This is a genomic window from Pseudomonas rosaeacicularis (assembly GCF_057128745.1).
The window spans coordinates 259,364-277,974 of record NZ_JBSKHT010000002.1; the positions used below are offsets into that span (position 1 = coordinate 259,364).

The 18,611-nt window shown below is 59.3% G+C and carries 18 protein-coding genes; 13 read left to right on the forward strand and 5 right to left on the reverse strand.

All coding sequences use genetic code 11. The features are described from left to right. Positions 1-101: 101 nt before the first annotated feature. Positions 102-485 (reverse strand): cupin domain-containing protein, encoded by a 384-nt coding sequence (locus tag ACWKWM_RS03610; RefSeq protein WP_483844788.1) that lies wholly within the window; start codon positions 483-485, stop codon positions 102-104. A gap of 212 nt (positions 486-697) precedes the next feature. On the opposite strand from ACWKWM_RS03610, the gene ACWKWM_RS03615 reads away from it, so the two are divergent. After that, positions 698-1,579: a LysR substrate-binding domain-containing protein gene (locus ACWKWM_RS03615; RefSeq protein ID WP_483844789.1), complete on the forward strand. Its 882-nt coding sequence runs from the start codon at positions 698-700 to the stop codon at positions 1,577-1,579. A 72-nt stretch (positions 1,580-1,651) separates the two neighbouring features. Here ACWKWM_RS03615 and ACWKWM_RS03620 read toward each other — a convergent pair whose 3' ends face one another. Both ACWKWM_RS03620 and ACWKWM_RS03625 read right to left on the reverse strand, forming a co-directional pair. Then, positions 1,652-4,030 carry a membrane-bound PQQ-dependent dehydrogenase, glucose/quinate/shikimate family gene (locus ACWKWM_RS03620; protein ID WP_483844790.1) on the reverse strand — a complete coding sequence of 793 codons (2,379 nt, stop codon included), beginning with the start codon at positions 4,028-4,030 and terminating at the stop codon, positions 1,652-1,654. Between the two features lie 48 nt (positions 4,031-4,078). Then, a complete protein-coding gene (locus tag ACWKWM_RS03625; protein WP_483844791.1) occupies positions 4,079-4,843 on the reverse strand; it encodes an SDR family NAD(P)-dependent oxidoreductase in 765 nt (254 codons plus the stop codon). A gap of 345 nt (positions 4,844-5,188) precedes the next feature. Between ACWKWM_RS03625 and ACWKWM_RS03630 the strand changes: the two genes are divergently transcribed. Then, entirely contained in the window at positions 5,189-5,680 is a 492-nt protein-coding gene (locus ACWKWM_RS03630) for a (R)-mandelonitrile lyase (RefSeq protein ID WP_483844792.1), read from the forward strand. Next, entirely contained in the window at positions 5,677-6,468 is a 792-nt protein-coding gene (locus tag ACWKWM_RS03635; protein ID WP_483844793.1) for a carboxymuconolactone decarboxylase family protein, read from the forward strand. Before ACWKWM_RS03630 ends, ACWKWM_RS03635 begins: the two co-directional genes overlap by 4 nt. 135 nt (positions 6,469-6,603) lie before the next feature. On the opposite strand, the gene ACWKWM_RS03640 is transcribed toward ACWKWM_RS03635, so the two are convergent. Further along, a complete protein-coding gene (locus tag ACWKWM_RS03640; RefSeq protein ID WP_483844794.1) occupies positions 6,604-7,515 on the reverse strand; it encodes a LysR family transcriptional regulator in 912 nt (303 codons plus the stop codon). Between the two features lie 501 nt (positions 7,516-8,016). Here ACWKWM_RS03640 and ACWKWM_RS03645 point away from each other — a divergent pair. Continuing rightward, the gene (locus ACWKWM_RS03645; RefSeq protein WP_483844795.1) at positions 8,017-8,484 is read left to right on the forward strand and encodes a GNAT family N-acetyltransferase; all 468 of its coding nucleotides are present in this window, start codon (positions 8,017-8,019) and stop codon (positions 8,482-8,484) included. A gap of 54 nt (positions 8,485-8,538) precedes the next feature. Here ACWKWM_RS03645 and ACWKWM_RS03650 read toward each other — a convergent pair whose 3' ends face one another. Beyond that, complete coding sequence (locus tag ACWKWM_RS03650) at positions 8,539-9,432, reverse strand: LysR family transcriptional regulator (protein WP_483844796.1); 894 nt, start codon at positions 9,430-9,432, stop codon at positions 8,539-8,541. Between the two features lie 102 nt (positions 9,433-9,534). Between ACWKWM_RS03650 and ACWKWM_RS03655 the strand changes: the two genes are divergently transcribed. From ACWKWM_RS03655 to ACWKWM_RS03695, 9 genes are all read left to right on the forward strand, one after another. After that, on the forward strand, positions 9,535-10,011 hold the full coding sequence (locus ACWKWM_RS03655; protein WP_483844797.1) for a (R)-mandelonitrile lyase: 477 nt from the start codon (positions 9,535-9,537) through the stop codon (positions 10,009-10,011). A 326-nt stretch (positions 10,012-10,337) separates the two neighbouring features. Continuing rightward, positions 10,338-11,741, forward strand: coding sequence for an amidase (locus tag ACWKWM_RS03660; RefSeq protein WP_483844985.1), 1,404 nt, complete (start codon positions 10,338-10,340; stop codon positions 11,739-11,741). 265 nt (positions 11,742-12,006) lie between these two features. Continuing rightward, positions 12,007-12,765, forward strand: a complete 759-nt coding sequence (locus ACWKWM_RS03665; RefSeq protein WP_483844798.1) for a DeoR/GlpR family DNA-binding transcription regulator — start codon at positions 12,007-12,009, stop codon at positions 12,763-12,765. Beyond that, on the forward strand, positions 12,743-14,023 hold the full coding sequence (locus ACWKWM_RS03670) for an allantoate amidohydrolase (RefSeq protein ID WP_483844799.1): 1,281 nt from the start codon (positions 12,743-12,745) through the stop codon (positions 14,021-14,023). Before ACWKWM_RS03665 ends, ACWKWM_RS03670 begins: the two co-directional genes overlap by 23 nt. Positions 14,024-14,032: 9 nt before the next feature. Continuing rightward, positions 14,033-14,989, forward strand: coding sequence for a phosphotransferase (locus ACWKWM_RS03675; protein WP_483844800.1), 957 nt, complete (start codon positions 14,033-14,035; stop codon positions 14,987-14,989). Continuing rightward, complete coding sequence (locus ACWKWM_RS03680) at positions 14,986-15,921, forward strand: choline/ethanolamine kinase family protein (RefSeq protein ID WP_483844801.1); 936 nt, start codon at positions 14,986-14,988, stop codon at positions 15,919-15,921. Before ACWKWM_RS03675 ends, ACWKWM_RS03680 begins: the two co-directional genes overlap by 4 nt. A 168-nt stretch (positions 15,922-16,089) precedes the next feature. Continuing rightward, the gene (locus ACWKWM_RS03685) at positions 16,090-16,350 is read left to right on the forward strand and encodes a hypothetical protein (RefSeq protein ID WP_483844802.1); all 261 of its coding nucleotides are present in this window, start codon (positions 16,090-16,092) and stop codon (positions 16,348-16,350) included. Next, positions 16,347-17,876: a sodium:solute symporter family protein gene (locus ACWKWM_RS03690; protein ID WP_483844803.1), complete on the forward strand. Its 1,530-nt coding sequence runs from the start codon at positions 16,347-16,349 to the stop codon at positions 17,874-17,876. Before ACWKWM_RS03685 ends, ACWKWM_RS03690 begins: the two co-directional genes overlap by 4 nt. A gap of 71 nt (positions 17,877-17,947) precedes the next feature. After that, positions 17,948-18,601, forward strand: a complete 654-nt coding sequence (locus ACWKWM_RS03695) for an HAD family hydrolase (protein ID WP_483844804.1) — start codon at positions 17,948-17,950, stop codon at positions 18,599-18,601. The last annotated feature ends 10 nt before the right edge of the window (positions 18,602-18,611 follow it).

The window sequence follows — 18,611 nt, forward strand, 5'->3', positions numbered from 1 at the left end:
CCTTACGCTGGGCGCCCATTTTAATGACGCGAGGTGTGTTGAGCGGACGCCTACCAGCAGCGTGCTCTCGGCCCCGGTTCAGCGTTCGCGCACGCAACTGATCAGCCCAACTGTTGCTCCAGGGTTTTGGTAAGGGGCGAATAAGTATCTCCCGTATGCAGCGTATCCACTGGCTCGATCAGGACGACCCAGCACTCTTGTTCGGCGACCGGGTTATGCATGACGCCTTTGGGGACGACATGCATTGATCCTGCCGGCAGCTCGACCACGCGGCCACCTTCATATTCAATCCTTAAATTTCCCTTCACCACGTAGAACAGTTCGTCCTGTGTTTCATGGTTATGCCAAACCAGTTGGCCGCAGACTTTGGCAACCTTCACGTACTGGTTGTTCACCTGTGCGACGACCTTGGGTGACCAGTGTTCAGAGATCGATTCGAAGCAAGCATCAAGGTCGAACGACTCAGCAAACGGTAGATGAGACATCTTTTAGATCCAGGTAGGGATGATGGATGCAATGAGTACGGCGGCCATCAAGAGGTTGAAGCGACCACAATGCTGCGGGGTGCGCAGACAGAGGGAGCGAAGCGGTCACTGGCGTTGCTTCCAGAAATTGAAGACGTTGACGCTACATCTGCATCGGCGATTAGAAAATCGAATATCCTTAATGCCTTACATTACATTCGGTAATTGCGATCATGAGCCGTAACCTTGATCTCGCGTTGATTCGTACCTTCGTCGCTGTTGCCGACCATCGCAGCATGACAGTCGCCGCTAATCTGCTCTTCATGACGCAAGGGGCGGTGAGTCAGCAGGTGAAACGGCTCGAAGAAAGCCTGGGTTGTCTATTACTGATCCGTAAGCCCAAACAGCTTGAGCTGACTGCTCAAGGAGAGCTGTTCCTGCCCAAAGCGCGTCGACTGCTGCAATTCAATGATGAAATTTGGGCTGATACCGTCGGTAGCCCGGCGCGTGGACATTTGCGAATCGGGGCACCTCCTGACCTGATCACATCTCTTGCGCCGGCGCTCAAAGCGTTCTCAGAGTCTCATCCGTCGGTAGAGCTTTCGATGAAGTGCGCTCCATCGCCTGAGCTGCACGAAGACATCAAGGAAGGGCATCTGGACGTCGCGCTCATCGAGTACCTGGCGAGCAGTCCACAAGGTGAGGTCATCCGCACTGAGCCTCTTGTCTGGGTAGGAAGCGAGACCAGCGACATCTGGAAAAAAAGGCCGCTGCCCTTGTCACTTGTCGACGAGCGATGTGTCTTCCGCCCGCTGGTGCTCGGAGCGCTGGCGAAGCAGGGCATTGCGTGGCGGACAATCTTCGAAAACGGCAGCTTCGAAGCCACTGCCTCAACAGTGCGCGTGGGTCTTGCAATCACTGCCTGGCTGGCATCTACGGTGCCAGCGGATTTGATAAAACTCCCTCACGAAGCAGGGCTTCCTGAGCTACCTGAATTTGCTGTATGCCTTCGAGTGTCGTCTGTGGCGCAGGCCTTTACCGAAGACTTTCGGCGCTGTCTGCTGGACACGTTAGTTGAAGAACGCGCAGATGCAGCTGAATCAGTAATCGCCTGAGCCAGTGGATTAAAGATGCACTCCCGATCCCGCCCTAGCCCTGCGATGGTGCAGAGATCGAGGCCGTTAGCCTCACTCCGGTAACGCATACGCGATCACGTAATCACCCTTCTCAGTTGTCGCCGCGTTACCGCCCGCACTGATGACCAGGTATTGCCTGCCGGTTTTGGGCGATACATAGGTCATCGGTGTCGCCTCTGCACCCACGGGCAGCCGTCCTTTCCACAGCTCTTCGCCGGTGCGCACATCAAGGGCGCGGATGTAGAAGTCCTGCGTGCCCGCCATGAAAATCAAGCCGCTTGAAGTGGTCACCGGGCCGCCACGCGTTGGCATGCCGACAGGCATTGGCAGATGGGTGGCGATGCCCAGCGGGCCGGTTTGCTCGGTAGTGCCCAATGGCATCGACCAGGCAACCTTGCGTGTCGTCAAATCGATAGCGCTGATCGTTCCGTACGGTGGCTCCTGACAGGGGATGCCTAGCGGAGACAAGAAACGCCCCATCTCGATACCCCATGGCGTCCCGGCCTGAGGAGCGTTCCCTTCGTGACCGCCTCCTTCGGTACCCGCTTGATCGTAGGCAGAGCGCGCAATCATGCGGTTCCAGATCGCAACGCGGGTGTCGTTGACGATCATATAACCCAGGTTCTCGGCGATGGACACTGACCCCCAGTTCATCCCACCCAGCCAGCTCGGGTATTGAATCGTCATATGCTCACTTGGCGGCGTGAACTCTCCCTCATAGCGCGCCCTTCGAAAATCGATGCGACAGATCAATTGATCCAGCGGCGTAAGGCCCCACATGCGTTTTTCGCTGAGTGGTTCGGTGCCAATGGCAGGCATGCCCACCGAGTAGGGTTGGCTAGGGGAGGTGCGATCATCGGCGACACCGCCCTGAGGAACAGGTCGTTCTTCGACTTGCGCAATGGGGTTGCCGTTGCGGCGGTCGAGCATGAAAATCTGCCCACGCTTGGTGGTCTGAATCAGCGCCGGTAGAGTTCCGCCGTGGCCATCGGGAACGTCATACAGCGCCGGTTGTGACGGTACGTCGTAGTCCCACACGTCATGATGCACCGTTTGGAAGCGCCACCTTTCGCGTCCGGTCGCGATGTCCAGGGCAACGACGGACGATGAGTAACGATCGTCAGCCTCGGTGCGGTGGCCGCCCCAGAAGTCTGGCGTCGCATTTCCGGTCGGCAAGTAGATCAAACCAAGGGCGTCATCGAAGGCGGGGGTCGACCAGACATTCGGAGTGCCAGCCGTATAACTCTGTCCTTCAGGTGGTTCTCTCGTGATGGCTGGATTGCCCAGATCCCAAGCCCAGGCCAGCGCGCCAGTGCGAACATCGAAGGCCCGGACGACGCCTGAAGGCTCACCGGTTTTCTGGTTGTCCCACACCAATCCACCGACCACGACCAGATTGCGCACCACGGTCGGCGCCGCCGTTGGAAAGTACAGGTCCTGGTCGCTGCCGCCCATGCCTATGCGCAGGCTGACGCTACCACCGTCGCCAAAATCGGTGCAGGCCTGGCCGGTTTGCGCATCGACGGCGACGATACGCGCATCCACCGTGGTCGCGATGATGCGACGCGTGCAGGCCGCAAGAGCAGGGCTGGCGGCGGTTGCCGACACCTCGGGCGCTGCGTCGTGATAACCCACTCCCCGACAACGCGGGTACACATTGTTGGCCTGCACTTTCGGATCGTGGTGCCAGATTTCTTTGCCGGTATCGGCGTCCAGCGCGAATAGCTGACTCGATTGAGTGCAGCCGTAAATCATACCGTTGACGTGCAGCGGCGTAACGACATGGCCTTGGCTTCCATTGGGTATTTCGCCGGTGTGGTATGTCCAGGCCACTTTAAGATCTGCCACATTTTCAGGGGTGATCTTGTCCAGCACCGCGTGGCGAGTCCCAGAAGGGGTATGACCGAAATAGCGCCAGTCCGCGGCCGGCTCGACCGCGCCCACGGCTTTACCGGGCACAGGTGCAGGCGCGCCGTCTGCTGTCTGGATCGGCTGCGGCTGCAAGGCGCTGTAGAACGTTGCCGCGAGGCATAGCGCCACGACGGCCGATCCCACATAGGCGAACCTGCCAGATACCGGACGCTCATGGCTGCGCAGCAACGGCATCGTCAGGAGTACCAATACCGCGAGCACGCCCATGGCAAACAATCGAGAAAACAACGGCCAGAACGTTAGCCCCACATCCCACAACGACCAGGCGATGGAAGCTGCAAATATTACGAGATAGAGCAGCGCGCCTGACCGTCGGCATCGCAAGGTCATGATGCCGGAGACCGTCAGGCCAATACCGGCCAGCGCGAAATACCATGAGCCTGCCAGTGTGATCAGGTAACTGCCGCCGACGAGCATGAACAGCCCGATCAGCAGGATGATTGCGCCCAGGGCAATCAGCAGTAACTTGCCTGCCGTGGAGGAGTGGGAATGTGGCATGGAATATCTGTCCTTTGAGTGAGGTTCGGGTACGGCCGTGCACTTTTTTCAGCGCATGACGAACCCGCCATCCACCGAAATGGACTGGCCTGTCACATAGCTGGAGGTATCGCTGCTCAACCAGAGAACGGCGTCGGCAATTTCCTCGGGGCGGCCATGACGGCCCATGGGCACGCTCTTGACCATCGCCTCCATCGCATCACCCTGACCGGCGGCGACCATCTGATCGACCATGGGTGTCCAGATCAGCCCAGGGCACACCGCATTGACGCGGATGTTGCGAGCGGCGTATTCCAGTGCCGCGCTTTTCGTCAGCCCAATCACCCCATGCTTTGCCGCGTGGTAGTTGGCACGCTGAGCGCCGCCAACCAGACCGCCCAGAGACGAGCAATTGACGATCGTGCCACTGCCTTGTTGGCGCATGTGCTGCAGCTCGAATTTCATGCAGCTCCAGACTGCACGAAGGTTGACCGACATGACCCGGTCGTAATCCTCAACGGTCGCATCAGCCATCTCTAACAGTTGATTCTGGATCCCGGCATTGTTGAAAGCGGCATCCAGACGACCGAATGTGGCCACGGCTTCTTTCACCATTGCCTCGACCTGATCCACTTCAGCAACATCGCAACGCAGGCCAATCGCCTGATGGCCGGCGAGAACCAGCGCCTGGGCCGCAGCCAGCACCACCCCCTGATTGATATCAGCCAGCACAACCGATGCACCCGCTTGTGCGAAGGCTTTGGCCGTCGCCAAACCAATACCGGAGGCGGCGCCGGTGACCAGCGCGACTTTGTTCTCAAACGAAAAGCTCATCAAAAAATCCTCGACTTCTAAGGTGATCAAATGTGTGGTTTTTCCGCAGCTCGCAGGCAGCGCTGACCCTGCTGACCAGCCGGCAGAGTTATTGGGGGCTGATGAATGGGATCACGCTAATCAACCTGGACTGTTATGAATACCGGGGTAACTAAGGATGTGCTGATGAGCTGCGCTCAGTAATTCGATAAATGGCGGTGCGTACTTGCTGCAAGGATGAGGGGGAGGGAGGTGACGGTGATTGATGAGCATGACTCATCGCTTCATGCAGGATTTTCCGGGTAGTGCGTTGATGGGTCATGAACTAGCTTGTCTGCTCCACGCCCATCAAGCAGGAGTCTGCCCATGAGAACACTCGTCGCCGCATCAGCGTTGGTCACAACATTGCTGGCATCGGCCTCAATGCAGGCCGCCGATATTGCGAAGGATCAGGCAATGAATGTCGTCAGAAACGGTGAGCAAGCCTCGATCATGGGGGCCCCCGACAACTTCGTCGGCAATGCTCGAATCGATCCGCTGATTGCGGCACGAGCGCCGTCCAGGGTGTCGGCCGGGGCGGTGACCTTCCAGCCGGGCGCGCGTTCTGTGTGGCATACCCATCCGTTGGGCCAATCGCTGGTGGTCACCGCAGGCACTGGCTGGATCCAGCAGGACGGAGGCGAAAAGCTGGTGATCAAGCCGGGGGATGTGATCTGGACGCCGCCCGGCGTCAAGCATTGGCACGGCGGCACAGCCAAAACGGGGATGACGCATATCGCCGTCCAGGAATCCCAGGACGGCAAAAACGTCGAATGGATGGAGCCTGTCACTGACGCTCAGTACGAGGCCTCGCGATGAAGTCCTTGAAAGCGGGGCTCGCCTCAATGTCGCTGCTGCTGAGCGCATGCGTTTCGACCGAAAGTCCGCCGACCCAAGCCCGTCTGCCGGCAGTCCCTACCCCGGACGACGTCCGCGCCGTTTCGCCGGCACTGGCCCACAACACAGAAACGATGCTGCTTGGGGAAGTGTGGAAGCGCCCGGGACTCTCGCCCCGTGATCGCAGCCTGGTGACGGTCGCGGTATTGATCGCAAAAAATCAGCCAGTGGAAATGGCCTATCACTTCAATCTGGCGCTGGACAATGGGGTAAAGCCCGCCGAGTTGTCAGAGGTGATCAACCACCTGGCGTTCTATACCGGATGGGGAAACGCAACAGCGACCATCCTGATTGCGAAAGAGGTCTTTGCCCAACGCGGCATTACCGTTGATCAACTTCCCCCCGTTTCACCGCCATTGCTACCCATCGACGAAGCCTCGGAAAAAGTACGCACGACATTCGTCGACAAAGCGGTGGGCCCGGTGTCACCAGGCGTCGTTCATTACACCAGCGCTGCGTTGTTTCATGACTTATGGCTGCGCCCCGGTCTTGCTCCGCGTGATCGCAGCCTGATCACCGTCAGTGCGTTGATTGCCACAGGGCAGGTGGCCCAGTTGGGCGCTCACCTCAACCGGGCAATGGACAACGGACTGACTCAAGGCGAAGCTTCCGAGATGCTGACGCAACTGGCGTTCTACGCCGGATGGCCCAACGTTTTTACAGCGGTGCCAGTGGTCGACGGCGTATTCACCGACCGCCAGAAGTCCTGAAAACATAGCGACGCAACCCTTATTGGGCAGACGCCTTACTGCACCGGCATTGTCGAGAGATAATCGTCGCAGGGTAGGCGTCTGATGCCGCGCCACTGTTGTTTTCGCCCCGGTCTGATGCCGCGCAGCGTGCCGTCAAAACTCTCCCAGAGGCTGCAGCTCGCGGATCAGATCGATCAGTAACTTCAATCCCATGGGCAACTGTCGATGGCTTGAGTAATACATATGAAACCCCGGCGCGACGCTGGTCCAGTCGTCCAGAACCAGGACGACTTCACCTCGCTCGACCAGTGGCGCCATCGCAGGTTCCGGGGCGTACATCAAGCCGGCCCCTTGGCGTACGAGCGACAAGCCGACCCGTGTCTCATCAATCGTAATCAGCCCGGGCACTGCAATTGCCAAATGTTCGTCGCCCTTGTCGAACTCCCAGTCGTACATGCACCCGTTGCCCAGGCGAATCCTCAAGCAACGATGTTTGACCAGGTCATTGGGATGATGGGGTACACCGAATCGTTCGAGGTAATCGCGCGTGCCGGCGACGACCCAGCGGATGTCCGGAGACAGACGCTGAGCAATCATATCCTCTGGAACAGTGCCTCCGTAGCGGATCCCTGCGTCATGGCCGGCGCCAATCACGTCCACTATGAGGTTGGTTACGGTTAGATCAATTTGGATTTCGGGATACCGATCATTGAATATCGGTAAGGCGGGGCCGAGCAAAAGGTCGGCCGCGTCGCTCAGTATGTTGAGTCTGATGCGTCCCACTGGCGCATCGCGAAAACGATTGAGCGCTTCCGCTGCTTGACCTATCTCCTCCATAGGCTTGCTGATAAAACCCTGAAGCTCTTCACCGGCGGCCGTCAAAGTTACGCTTCGGGTAGTGCGGTTGAGCAGACGAACCCCGAGCCGGTTTTCCAGTCCTTTAATTGCGTGGCTGAGCGCAGATGCGCTGATCCCGACTTCCTGGCCCGCGCGGCTAAAGCTTTGATGACGAGCGATGGCCAGGAAGTAGATGAAGTCAGCAATATTTGCGCGGTTAACTTGCATGCGATGTCCTGCGTTTTATGGGCGGTTTAAGCGATGATGACGAGCGAACTGCGTGTTATCGCTTAGCAGTGCAGCACCGCACCGCACCGGTAAGTGACCGTGAGGCAGGATAAACCACAATCGTGTGATTTTATTATTCAAAAAAGAACGCCCAGAAGGTCTGGTTTACGGAGGCGACAGCATGGTTTGAAACCCGCGTAGCGGGGGAGCCTAAGCGAACGCAATAAACGTTTTAGTCATGAAAAGGGCAAGCTCTTCGGGCAGGCCGAGTCAGCTCACGATGTTTTGCCTGGGTGCGTTGACACCGAGAATGAATCCCCGGACTATCGGCCGATGATTACTCAATCGCTCATGCACGTGATCCGCTCCTCCATGTTCGCCTTCGGCGGAGCATAGGAACATGCGCGTTTAGTGGAATGAGCATCGACCAAAGCCCCGCCAGAAATGGACGGGGCTTTTTTATTGTCCCCGTCCTGAGCGCAAAGCCTCAGGAGAGCAAAGATGTTGACGATCCGTCGAGCTGAACGCAGTGATGCAGAGGCTGCATTCGATATCCGTACCCGGGCCATATTGCACCAGTGCAGCGCGGCCTATACACCGGAGCAGCTCAGGCTCTGGACTGAAATACCGCTCACAGAGAAATACCGAAACTGGGTCGAAAAGGATTACCACCTGGCGTGCCTGGATGGGGTGCCCATCGCCACGGGGTTTATCAATTTCCAAACGGGTGAGCTGGGTGCGCTTTTCGTGTTGCCCGATCACATGAGGCAGGGGATCGGTAAGGTGATGATTCTTCACCTTGAACGACTTGCTTCTGAGGCAGGACTGGGCCAGGTCAACCTGGAGGCCACGCTCAACGCCTTCGAGTTTTATCGTCGATGCGGCTTCAGCGGGACGGAGCGGGCTATTTATCACTCGCCATCGGGTCTTCAGCTGGCCTGCGTTCCGATGCACAAGCAGCTCGCGTAAATGGCTCATGGGGGTGAGTGCGTTCGCTGATGCCCGCGGATGTCGTATCCAGCATCAAGCCTTGAAACGCAACGCATCGACCAGCAACGCAAACGCAGGCGATGCCTGGCGACGGCTGGGGTAGTAGAGGTGGAACCCGGCGAACAACGGCGACCAGTCTTCCAGTACATGAATCAATTGGCCTGCGGCAATGAAAGGCTCGACAATGTCGTGGGGGATGTAGCTCAGGCCGAAACCGTCCAGGGCCGCCTGGCGCAGTGGATAAACCCCGTTGTGGGTCACTTGCCCCGTGACGCGGGCCTTGATGCTTTCGCCGTCCTTGGCGAACTCCCATGCATAGAGCCCGCCGTTGGTGGGTAGCCGCAGGTTATTGCACCGATGATCGGTGAGGTCCCGAGGCGTTGTCGGCAGTGTGCGGTTGGCAAAGTAGGCGGGAGACCCAACCACAGACATGCGCATGTCCGGGCCGATCCGGGTCGCGATCATGCCTTGTGCGACGTCCTCGCCCAGCCGCACCCCAGCGTCGAAACCGTGAGCCGCGATGTCGACGAAGCTGTAGTCGCAGCAGACTTCCACCGAGATGTCCGGGTACTGGGGCAGAAACTGATTGAGCTTGGGGCCGATGATGAAATCCAGCGAGTAATCGGTGGCGCTGATGCGAATGTTGCCCGTCGGCGTATCGCGCAGATCACTCAGGCCCGCGAGTTCGATTTCAATCTCCTCAAAGTGCGGCCCCACCTTGTTCATCAGCCTTTCACCCGCTTGCGTAGGCGATACGCTGCGTGTCGTTCGGGTCAACAGGCGCAAACCCAATCGCGCTTCCAGGCCACGGATCGTATGGCTCAGCGCAGATTGAGACACCCCCAGTTTTGCCGCCGCCTTAGTGAAGCTGCGTTCCCGCGCCACCGCGAGAAAGGCCAGTAAGTCCGAAGCGTTTTCTCGAAGCATTAATGAGCACTCTGCATGAGTATTTGAAGATAGTGGTGACTAATCATAGTAATCGGTCACGGGTATCTTGGGGGTCCTTATTGAGTTCGGCCGAAGACCGTCATGAAAAACCTCGCCGCCACCGCGCTGTCGCTCTCATTGCTCGCTTTCGATTTACCCGCAGAGGAAAAGTCCATGCTCGTCATCAACACCAATGGATCACAACCATCGGCCAAGGGGCCGGCCGATTACTTCACCGGTACCGTGCGCGTTGATGCGCCGTTCAAAGGGACGGACAACGCTCGGGTGAGCGGCGCGACGGTGACGTTTGAACCGGGCGCCAGAACGGCCTGGCATACGCATCCTCTTGGCCAGACATTGATCGTGACCGCAGGCGCAGGCCTGGTGCAGGAGTTGGGCCAGCCGGCGCGCTCGATCAAGCCCGGCGACACGGTCTGGATTCCACCGAACGTCAAACACTGGCATGGCGCGACGGCGACCACAGCGATGACGCACATCGCGATCGCCGAAGTACTCGATGGCAACGTGGTGGAGTGGATGGAAAAGGTCAGCGATGAGCAATATGCGCAACCGCTGTAGTTTTGATTTCCTGTTGGCGCGAGCTTGCCCGTGAAGGCTGCTTGTCAGGCGCCACCAATGCGTCGGATTTGCGGGCCTCTTCGCGGCCAAGCCTTGACCCTGCTGTTTTGCCTGCCCCGTATGGGGGCGCAACGCCTATTAACCGCTAAAAATCTGAGTTTTTTGCACCCTTGTGGCGCCATAAAAATTAAATAGTCCACAAATCCAACATAACCAACAAACCCCACTTGACTCTTTTTTTCTCGCTGACTTTAATGCCCGGACGATCAGGCATTACCTCGGAAAATCTGGGACAACCAATGAAGACTGAGCAAAACCCGCTATCCATGCCAAGTGTCATCGAGGCTGCGTCACGCATCCGTGACGGTCGCCTGACGCCTGTGCAGTTGGTTGAAGCCAGTCTGTTGTCCATCCAAACCCACAATTCCACACTCAATGCCTTTGGTGATGTCTACGCAGAAACGGCATTGGAACAAGCGCAGACCATGACGGCACAAGCACAGGCCGGTGAGTATCGCGGCCCGCTGCATGGCATTCCGTTCGGGATCAAGGATCTGTTTTCCACCGCAGGTTTGCGCACCACCAAGGGCTCGCTGACCGGTCTTGATAATGTGCCGGTGCAGGACGCCCCGATCATTCGGCGCTTGAAAGACGCTGGCGCCATCATCCTCGGCAAAACCGCCACCACTGAATTCGGCTGGACCGGCGCCAGTACCTCTCGCGTGTTCGGCAACGGTCGCAACCCATGGAATCCACAACTCACCAGCGGCGGTTCCAGTTCAGGCTCGGCCATTGCGGTGGCCGCGCGCATGGTCCCTGCGACATTGGGCTCTGACGGCGGCGGCTCGGTGCGAATTCCTGGCGCGTTCTGCGGCGCTTTTGCCTTAAAAGGCTCGCTGGGACGAATTCCCACCTGGCCGTGGTCGGCGACCGAAATGCTCAGTCACGCAGGTCCCATCACCCGGACCGTGCGAGACAGCGCGTTGCTGTTCGACATCCTTTCCGGACCCGATCCACTGGATCACCAGGCATTACCCGCACCCACCGAATCGTATCTGGATCGCTGCGACAAACCGCTGGGCACGTTGCGCATCGGCTACTGCCCGACGCTGTTCGAGACGCCAGTCGATCCGGTCATCGCCTCGGCCGTTGAGGCCGCTGTGCACCGGATGGCGCAAGCGCTGCCGGTTCAAGTCACCACGCTGAAGCTGGACTGGCAGGACCCGTTGGCCACTTTTGAAACCCTGTGGGTCGGGGGGCGTGGTATCGCGTATGGCAAGGCGCTGGTCAACCAGATGGATCAGCTCGACCCGGGCTTCGCTGATCTGATCAGACGCTCCGCCGACTACGACCTGGCGGGCTACCTCAAAGCGGTGCAACAACGCGCGGCGTTCGCCAATCAGGTCCACGCGCTGTTCAACGATTTCGATCTGTTGCTGATGCCGACGCTGCCGATCCTGCCGTTTTCAGCTGACGGCGTTGCGCCGCACGATTGTGCAGGCCAGGAGGGCGCTGTGCCGTGGGCGCGCTGGACCCCGTTTACCTACCCGTTCAACATCACCGGTAACCCGGCGGCCAGCATGCCCTGCGGCTTCAGCCCGAGCGGGTTGCCGATTGGCCTGCAAGTGGTGGGTCCGCGTTTTGCCGACGCCCAGGTGCTGCAGTTCTGCGCAGCCTTTGAAGCGCTGATGCCGTGGGATCAACATCTGCCGCCCATGCTCACTCAATAAATGGTTCAAACCGGAGCGGACTCGAACGAAGTCTGCCCGCTGTATCCCTTTGCTTTTCACTGCCCTTTCACAACGATTCGAGTGAGAGGTTCGCGTGTCCCGGTCATTGATAACGTTTATTCCCAGCACCGCCCGCGGTTCGGCAATTGCCGCACCGGCGCAGGCGTGTCCGGCGATTAAACGTTCACCGCGTCTACCCTCAAGGCTCGCTCGAATTCGGGGCCCAAACACTGGAGGCTTCACTTTGCAGCGCAATGTTCCCCCCATGCTCAACCAGCCTCGACTGGACGAAATCATGCGCCTGCTGGCGCAGCACCAACGAGTCAAAGCGTCGGACCTGGCGCAGTCGCTGTTCGTGTCCGAAGAAACCATTCGCCGGGATTTCAAATACCTGGAAGAAGCGGGCAAGTTGCGGCGCATTCACGGGGGTGCGATTTTGCCGCGACCCAACGAAGAACAGCCGTTGCAAGTGCGTACCCGGATCAAGACCCAGGCCAAAGCCAAACTGGCTGCACGGGCTGCGCAACTGGTCAGCGAAGGCATGGCGATTTTCCTCGACACCGGCACTTCCACACTGGCGCTTGCGCAACAGCTGACGGCGTTCAGCCGCTTGAAGATCATCACCAATTCCCTGGACATCGCCCAACTGATCACTCAGCAAAGCGATAACCATGTGTTGGTAGCGCCCGGCGATGTGCGTCGCAATGACAACGCACTGATCGGCGCGCACACCCTGGAGTTCGCCCGTCAGTTTCACTACGACATCGCCTTCATGGGCATTGGTGCTGTGGATTTGCAACTGGGGTTCATGGATTACGAAGAGCCCGAAGCGCTACTGCGCCGGACTCTGGCCGCTCACTGCCTGCGCAGCGTGGTGCTGGCCGACGATGCCAAGTTCGGGCATCGGACGTTTATCAATACGCTGCCCTTTGGCGCGATTACTACCGTGGTCACAAATCGCCCGTTGTCCGACGATTTTTCGACCCGCCTGGAGCAAGACAATGTCGAAATCCTCTACCCCTGAACTGCTGTCGCCGAGCGCTGCTGACCTCGCCGAGTTCGAGGAGCTGTTCCGGCGCAGTTCTGCCATTGGCGCGACTCCGGCCGGTGGCTTGCATCGACTGTCGGCTTCGGCTGAAGACGGCCAGGTGCGCGACCTGTTCGCTGACTGGTTGACCCTTCACGGCTTTGAGGTGCGCGTCGATGCGGTGGGCAATATGTTCGGTTTAATCACGTTCGATCCGGCAGCGCCTTATCTGCTGTGCGGCTCGCACCTGGACAGCCAGCCGAGCGCCGGTCGCTTCGATGGCATCTATGGCGTACTGGCCGGCGCGGTGGCGATCGCCAGTGTTGCGCGTCAGATGCGCGAGCGCGGCGAAACGCCTGCCTGCAACCTGGCCGTCGTGAACTGGACGAACGAGGAGGGCGCGCGTTTCCAGCCAAGCCTGATCGGCAGCAGCGTATTCACCGGTTCAATGAGCATCGAGCAGGCCTGGGCCTGCCGCGATGGCGACGGCGTGACGCTGGAGCAGGCCCTTCGCAGCATCGGTTATCTGGGCGAAAACATGGTTGACCTTGCGGTGGCCGGCTACGTCGAGATCCACGTCGAGCAAGGCCCGCAGCTCGAAAACGAAGGCTTGGCCATTGGTGTAGTGCGTGAAACCTGGGCGGCACTGAAGAACCGCGTGCGCTTTGACGGTGAGCAAAATCACACCGGCCCGACGCCGATGGCGGCACGCCGTGATGCGTTGCTGGCGGCCGCCCATGCGATCACCTCCGTACGTGCGGAAGTTGACCTGCACGGTCTTGAGATGCACAGCTCGGTGGGGCGTCTGGAGATCTATCCCAACTCGCCAAACGTGGTGCCGTCGCGGGTCTCGTTGCTGGTCGAATTCCGCTCCCGTGACATCGAGCGACTGGCGGATGCCGATGCGCGTTTCAATGCCACGCTCGAAGACATCGCGGTCAAAACCCACACCGGTTTTGAAATCGAAAGCAGCGTGCTGCGCGAACCTGCCCAATTGCACCATGGGTTCGCCGAGCTGGCCTACAGCGTCGGCCAGCAGCTGGGGCTGCCAACGGGCAACAGCGTCACTGTGTCCGGGCATGACGCTATCAGCATGAACCGCAAATACCCGGTGTGCCTGTTGTTCATCCCCAGCAGCAACGGCGTGTCGCACAACGAAGCGGAATACACCAGTGACGAGGACATGCGCAACGGCGTGCGCATGCTGACGTCTTTGCTGTACCGGGCCTGTTCCTCACCTGCCTCGTTTCGCTGAGGGCCGATCATGCCTAATCAATCTTCAGAGCTTGCGCGGCTGCGCGATGCGCTTAGCGCGAATGGATTTCCAACCGACGTTCAGGTGCTTCCCGGCACCGCTGGCGTGGCTTCACCGATACGCGTGGCCGCCGAATGGGCGGGCTTCAACGTCAGCAGTGTTCGGGGCAACTATTACGCCAAAGTGCTGCACGCTGACATGGCCCCGTTGATCGATGTCGAGCGCAGCGCGCAAGCCAGTCAATGCGCCGCCGACAGTGGTGCGGCGCCCGCGTTGGTGCTCGTCGATGTTGCCAAAGGCGTGCTGGTATTTGAGGCGTTACCTGCGCCGGACTGGCGCTGGGCGCGACTGGATGAATTGACCCCTGTGCCGCGCTTGCAAGCCCTTTGGGCGCTGAAAAAACAGGTGCACGCCGGGCCTGCGCCGGATTTCATTCGCTCGCCCATGGCCGACCTGCAAAAGCTGCGGGCGCTGTGTGTTCGCGACGGCGTAATGCTGCCGCCGGATCAGGCCTGGATTGATACCTGCATTGAGCTCGCCTGGCAGGCGCTGCAACACCAGCCCCACGACAACGTGCCGTTGCACGGCGATGGCCTGGCCAGTGACGTGATGGTCGGCCCTGGCGGCGAACTGCGCCTGATCGATTTCGACTACGGCGGGTGTTTCGACCCCTGGTATGACGTGGCGATCACCCTCAACGAGCTGTATCCGTTTGAAAGCCAATGGCGCGAAGGGATTACCGCTTGGGCCGGTGAGTGCCGGGAAGCAGATTATGCCCGCTGCCGTTTGTACGCGTTGATCAACGACGCGTACTGGACGTTGTGGGGGCTGTGGGCTGGCGCGACATCGGCGCGGGGTCTGGAGTTTTCTAAAGTCGGGCAGTGGACGCTGTTGCGCTGTCGACAAGCCATTCAGGACGCCCGCTTCGAAAGCTGGTTGCGTCAGGTTCATGGGGGTCAGGCATGAGAGCTCTGGGTGATGCGGTAACGAGCGCCGAACAGCAACTGGAGGCGGCGGTGCGCAGCGTCGGCAGCTGGAAGGGGCGCCACATCAGTTACCAGCCGGTCAGCGGCGGGATTTCCAACACCAACTGGCGCGTTGAGGTGCAGGGCGCAGACACGGCGTATTTCTTCAAAGTCCCGGGCGTGGGCACCGAGATGTTCATCGACCGGCGCACGGCCCACGATGCCAGCGTCAAGGCCGCGCAGACCGGCTACGGCGCGCCGGTGTTCGCGTTTCTCGAGGCGTTCGGCGTTGAAGTTTTCGAGTTCATGGAGGGCTGGCGCGCCTCGTCCAACCACGATTTCCTGCAGCGCGATGTGCGTCATAACGCGCTGCATGCGCTCAAGGCATTCAACGATCAGCCGGCCCTGATCCAGACCAAGACGGCGTTCGACATGATTAACGAACACCAAAGCCAGGTCGCGGAATTGAAAGGCTACACGCCCCCGGACGACGCCTGGCTATGCCTGCAATATCAGCGGGCACGGCAAGCGTTGGAGGCTTCGGGCATCGATCTGGCGCCCTGCATGAACGACACGCTGGCGGGCAACTTCATGCTCAACGATGCCCGGCAGATTCGCCTGGTGGATTTCGAATACGCCTCCAACAACGACCGGCACTACGAGCTGGCGCTGTGGTTCGGCGAGATGTTTTTCACTGACGAGATGGAGCTGGCTCTGATCGAAGACTACTTCGGCCAAGTTACTGCCCAAACGCTGGCGCGTATCAAGTTGAACAAGGCGCTGGCGGACTTGAAGTGGTCAACCTGGGCCATGGTCCAGCACGCCGTCTCGCAGCTGGATTTTGACTTCTACAAGTACGGCGTCTGGAAGCACATGCGGGCGCGCAGCGTCATCAACGATTCGCAATGGGAAAGCTGGCTAAGACAGGCTTGAGCCTGCGCCGGTGATTGACTCGAATCCGGTATCGACGCCCAGCCGCCAGGGGCATCGATCCTCGTTCGCACAACAATAAAATAGCGGCGTGTTCCGCATTCTTTTTTCACTGCTTGAGTTTTATCCGATCGCCCAGCAACCAGATCCAAAATTCAAGGAGCACACGTTATGCAAAACCATCCCCCTCTGGCGCCGCCAGGGCGACTGAAGACCCTCGTCTTTGGTGTCTACTTTTTCCTGTTGCTGATGATGGCGCTGTTTCCGCCGCTATACCTGAGCATCAGCAGCAGCCCGGTCATCGTGTTCGGCATTCCACTGCCGATTTTCTACTGGATTTCGATTGCGGTACTGATGGGCCTGGGCCTGTGGGTGCTGTACATCGTTGAGTCCATGACGGGCGAGATTCCTGAAGAAGGGGACTCGAAATGATCAGCACTGAAATCGGTTCCGACCTGTTCATTACCTTTGGCCTGATTGGTCTGTTTCTGGCGGGCATGATCGCCGTGCTCTACGCCACCAATCGCAAGAGCGAGAGCTTTTCCGACTATGCCGTGGGCGGTCGTTCGTACGGGCCCTGGTACATCGCCATGTGCTACACCAACTCATGGTGGCCGGGCGCGACATTTACCGCGTTTTTTGCCTTGTCGGTGGGCGGTGCGCTGGGTTTCTACGGCATGGTTTACGCCACGCTCGGCGTGACCGCGATGTACCTGATGGCCAACCGCGCCTGGACCTGGGGCAAGCGCTTTAACCTGACCACCCAGCCGGATCTGCTGGGGATGCGCTTCAACAGCCCTGCGGTCAAACGCATTGCGTCGATCATCGGCATCATTTCGGTGTTCCCTTGGGTCGTCATGGGGATTCAGGCGCTGGCGACCTTGTTTCAGTTCGCAAGCTTCGGTCGCTGGGGCGTGACCACCTGCCTGATGGTCGGGGTGGGCGTGGTGCTGATTCGTCAGTACTGGACCGTGAGCATGGGCATGCGCGGGTTGATCATGACCGACATGTACCAGGGCCTGATCGCCTACGTTCTGTGTGCGGCGCTGTGTGTTTACCTGATGTTCGGTGACTCGGCGTCGTTCTCGCACCTGTCGCAATTGCCCGCCAGCATGCTGGTGATTCCGGGCGGCACAGGCAGCACCTATGGCCCGATGTACATGTTCAGCCTGATCTTTACCGGGGTGATCGGTTCGATGTGCTGGCCCATGAGTTTCCAGCGCATCTACACCGCCAGCGGCGTGCGCTCGGTGAAGAAGGGCACGCTGATGACCATCCTTCTGGTCGGCGGGTTCTACGGCATCCTCATGCTGTTCGCCGCCGCCATCAGCCAGGACCCGGCGGTCGCGGCGCACCCGCAGAACGGCTGGTTCCTGTCGTTGTTCGACATCGGCGGCCCATGGTTGCTGGCACTGGCGATCGTTATCGTGCTTGCCGCGAGCATCGGCCATGTCGACGGCTGTGTTCAGGTCTGCGGCACTCAGTTTGCCAATGACCTGGCGACCTGGAACAAACCGCGCACGGACCGTGAAAAGACCGTGCTGGCCAAGTCCGGCATGGTGGTGTTCATCGCGGCGGCCTCGCTGCTGGCGTACCTGACGTTCGACTACGCACGGCTGCAGTTGCTGGCGCAGATTTCCTATCAGGGCATCATCCAGCTCGCTGTGCCGCTGTTCTTCGGGATCTTCAGCCGCCGTGGCAACAAGCAGGGCGCCATCGCCGGCATGCTGGTGGGAATTCTGATCGCCATCGTCCTGACGGTCATCTACCCAGATGACATTCCGGCGCTGGGTTCATTGACCAGCGGCATCATCGGCGTGATTTTCAATGCGCTGGTATTTGTCGGCTTCGCGTTCGCCATCAAGCCGAGTGCTGCCGAAATCGCTCGCGTGAACGACCTGTTCGCCATCGCCGCGCCGCGCTCTGCCGCTGTCGGCGCAACGCCTGCCATGGGCTGATTAATAGGCACTGCGCCCACCATTTCAGGTGGGCGCAGTGCCTTTCAAAAACAGTGGGATGAAGGTGTGAAATGGCGTTAGCAATATTCGATCTGGACGAAACGCTGATCAACGGGGATTGCGCCAGCCTGTGGAGCAAGGAGATGGTGCGCCTGGGTTGGGTGCAAGGGGAATCTTTCATGCAGCGTGACCGCGAACTGATGGCGGCCTACGGCGAAGGCAAGCTGGCGATGGAAGATTACATGGCGTTCAGCCTCACGCCGATGGTCGGGCGCAGCGAGGAAGCTGTTGCCAGCGCGGTCGCCACGTTCATTGAAAAGGTAATTGACCCGGCGGTGTACAGCGATGCCCGCGAGACGATCGCTCAACATCGGGCTGCGGGAGATCGATTGCTGGTTATCTCAGCCTCCGGCATACATTTGGTAGCACCCATCGCTGCGCATCTGGGCATCGACGAAGTGCTGGCAATTGATCTGGAACGGCATGACGGTCGTTACAGCGGTCGCACCGAAGGCGTACTGACTTATCGCGAAGGCAAGGTCATAAGGCTGATGAAGTGGCTCGCTACGCAAGACGGAACTCTGGACGGCGCCAGTTTTTACTCGGATTCATGCAACGATTTGCCGCTGCTGTGCAAGGTCAGCCAGCCGCGTACGGTCAATCCTGATCCGGCATTGCTGGAGCATGCCCGGCAAGCAGGCTGGCCGGTTTTGAACTGGGCGTAACGTCTGCTTG

Bases quoted from the DNA above. Each gene is read 5' to 3' on its own strand.
- ACWKWM_RS03660 (WP_483844985.1), top strand. From the start codon at position 10,338: ATGCCAAGTGTCATCGAGGCTGCGTCACGCATCCGTGACGGTCGCCTG.
- ACWKWM_RS03685 (WP_483844802.1), top strand. From the start codon at position 16,090: ATGCAAAACCATCCCCCTCTGGCGCCGCCAGGGCGACTGAAGACCCTC.
- ACWKWM_RS03640 (WP_483844794.1), bottom strand. From the start codon at position 7,515: ATGCAAGTTAACCGCGCAAATATTGCTGACTTCATCTACTTCCTGGCC.
- ACWKWM_RS03610 (WP_483844788.1), bottom strand. From the start codon at position 485: ATGTCTCATCTACCGTTTGCTGAGTCGTTCGACCTTGATGCTTGCTTC.
- ACWKWM_RS03625 (WP_483844791.1), bottom strand. From the start codon at position 4,843: ATGAGCTTTTCGTTTGAGAACAAAGTCGCGCTGGTCACCGGCGCCGCC.
- ACWKWM_RS03690 (WP_483844803.1), top strand. From the start codon at position 16,347: ATGATCAGCACTGAAATCGGTTCCGACCTGTTCATTACCTTTGGCCTG.
- ACWKWM_RS03635 (WP_483844793.1), top strand. From the start codon at position 5,677: ATGAAGTCCTTGAAAGCGGGGCTCGCCTCAATGTCGCTGCTGCTGAGC.
- ACWKWM_RS03620 (WP_483844790.1), bottom strand. From the start codon at position 4,030: ATGCCACATTCCCACTCCTCCACGGCAGGCAAGTTACTGCTGATTGCC.
- ACWKWM_RS03615 (WP_483844789.1), top strand. From the start codon at position 698: ATGAGCCGTAACCTTGATCTCGCGTTGATTCGTACCTTCGTCGCTGTT.
- ACWKWM_RS03670 (WP_483844799.1), top strand. From the start codon at position 12,743: ATGTCGAAATCCTCTACCCCTGAACTGCTGTCGCCGAGCGCTGCTGAC.
- ACWKWM_RS03655 (WP_483844797.1), top strand. From the start codon at position 9,535: ATGAAAAACCTCGCCGCCACCGCGCTGTCGCTCTCATTGCTCGCTTTC.
- ACWKWM_RS03650 (WP_483844796.1), bottom strand. From the start codon at position 9,432: ATGCTTCGAGAAAACGCTTCGGACTTACTGGCCTTTCTCGCGGTGGCG.
- ACWKWM_RS03665 (WP_483844798.1), top strand. From the start codon at position 12,007: ATGCTCAACCAGCCTCGACTGGACGAAATCATGCGCCTGCTGGCGCAG.
- ACWKWM_RS03680 (WP_483844801.1), top strand. From the start codon at position 14,986: ATGAGAGCTCTGGGTGATGCGGTAACGAGCGCCGAACAGCAACTGGAG.
- ACWKWM_RS03695 (WP_483844804.1), top strand. From the start codon at position 17,948: ATGGCGTTAGCAATATTCGATCTGGACGAAACGCTGATCAACGGGGAT.
- ACWKWM_RS03630 (WP_483844792.1), top strand. From the start codon at position 5,189: ATGAGAACACTCGTCGCCGCATCAGCGTTGGTCACAACATTGCTGGCA.
- ACWKWM_RS03645 (WP_483844795.1), top strand. From the start codon at position 8,017: ATGTTGACGATCCGTCGAGCTGAACGCAGTGATGCAGAGGCTGCATTC.
- ACWKWM_RS03675 (WP_483844800.1), top strand. From the start codon at position 14,033: ATGCCTAATCAATCTTCAGAGCTTGCGCGGCTGCGCGATGCGCTTAGC.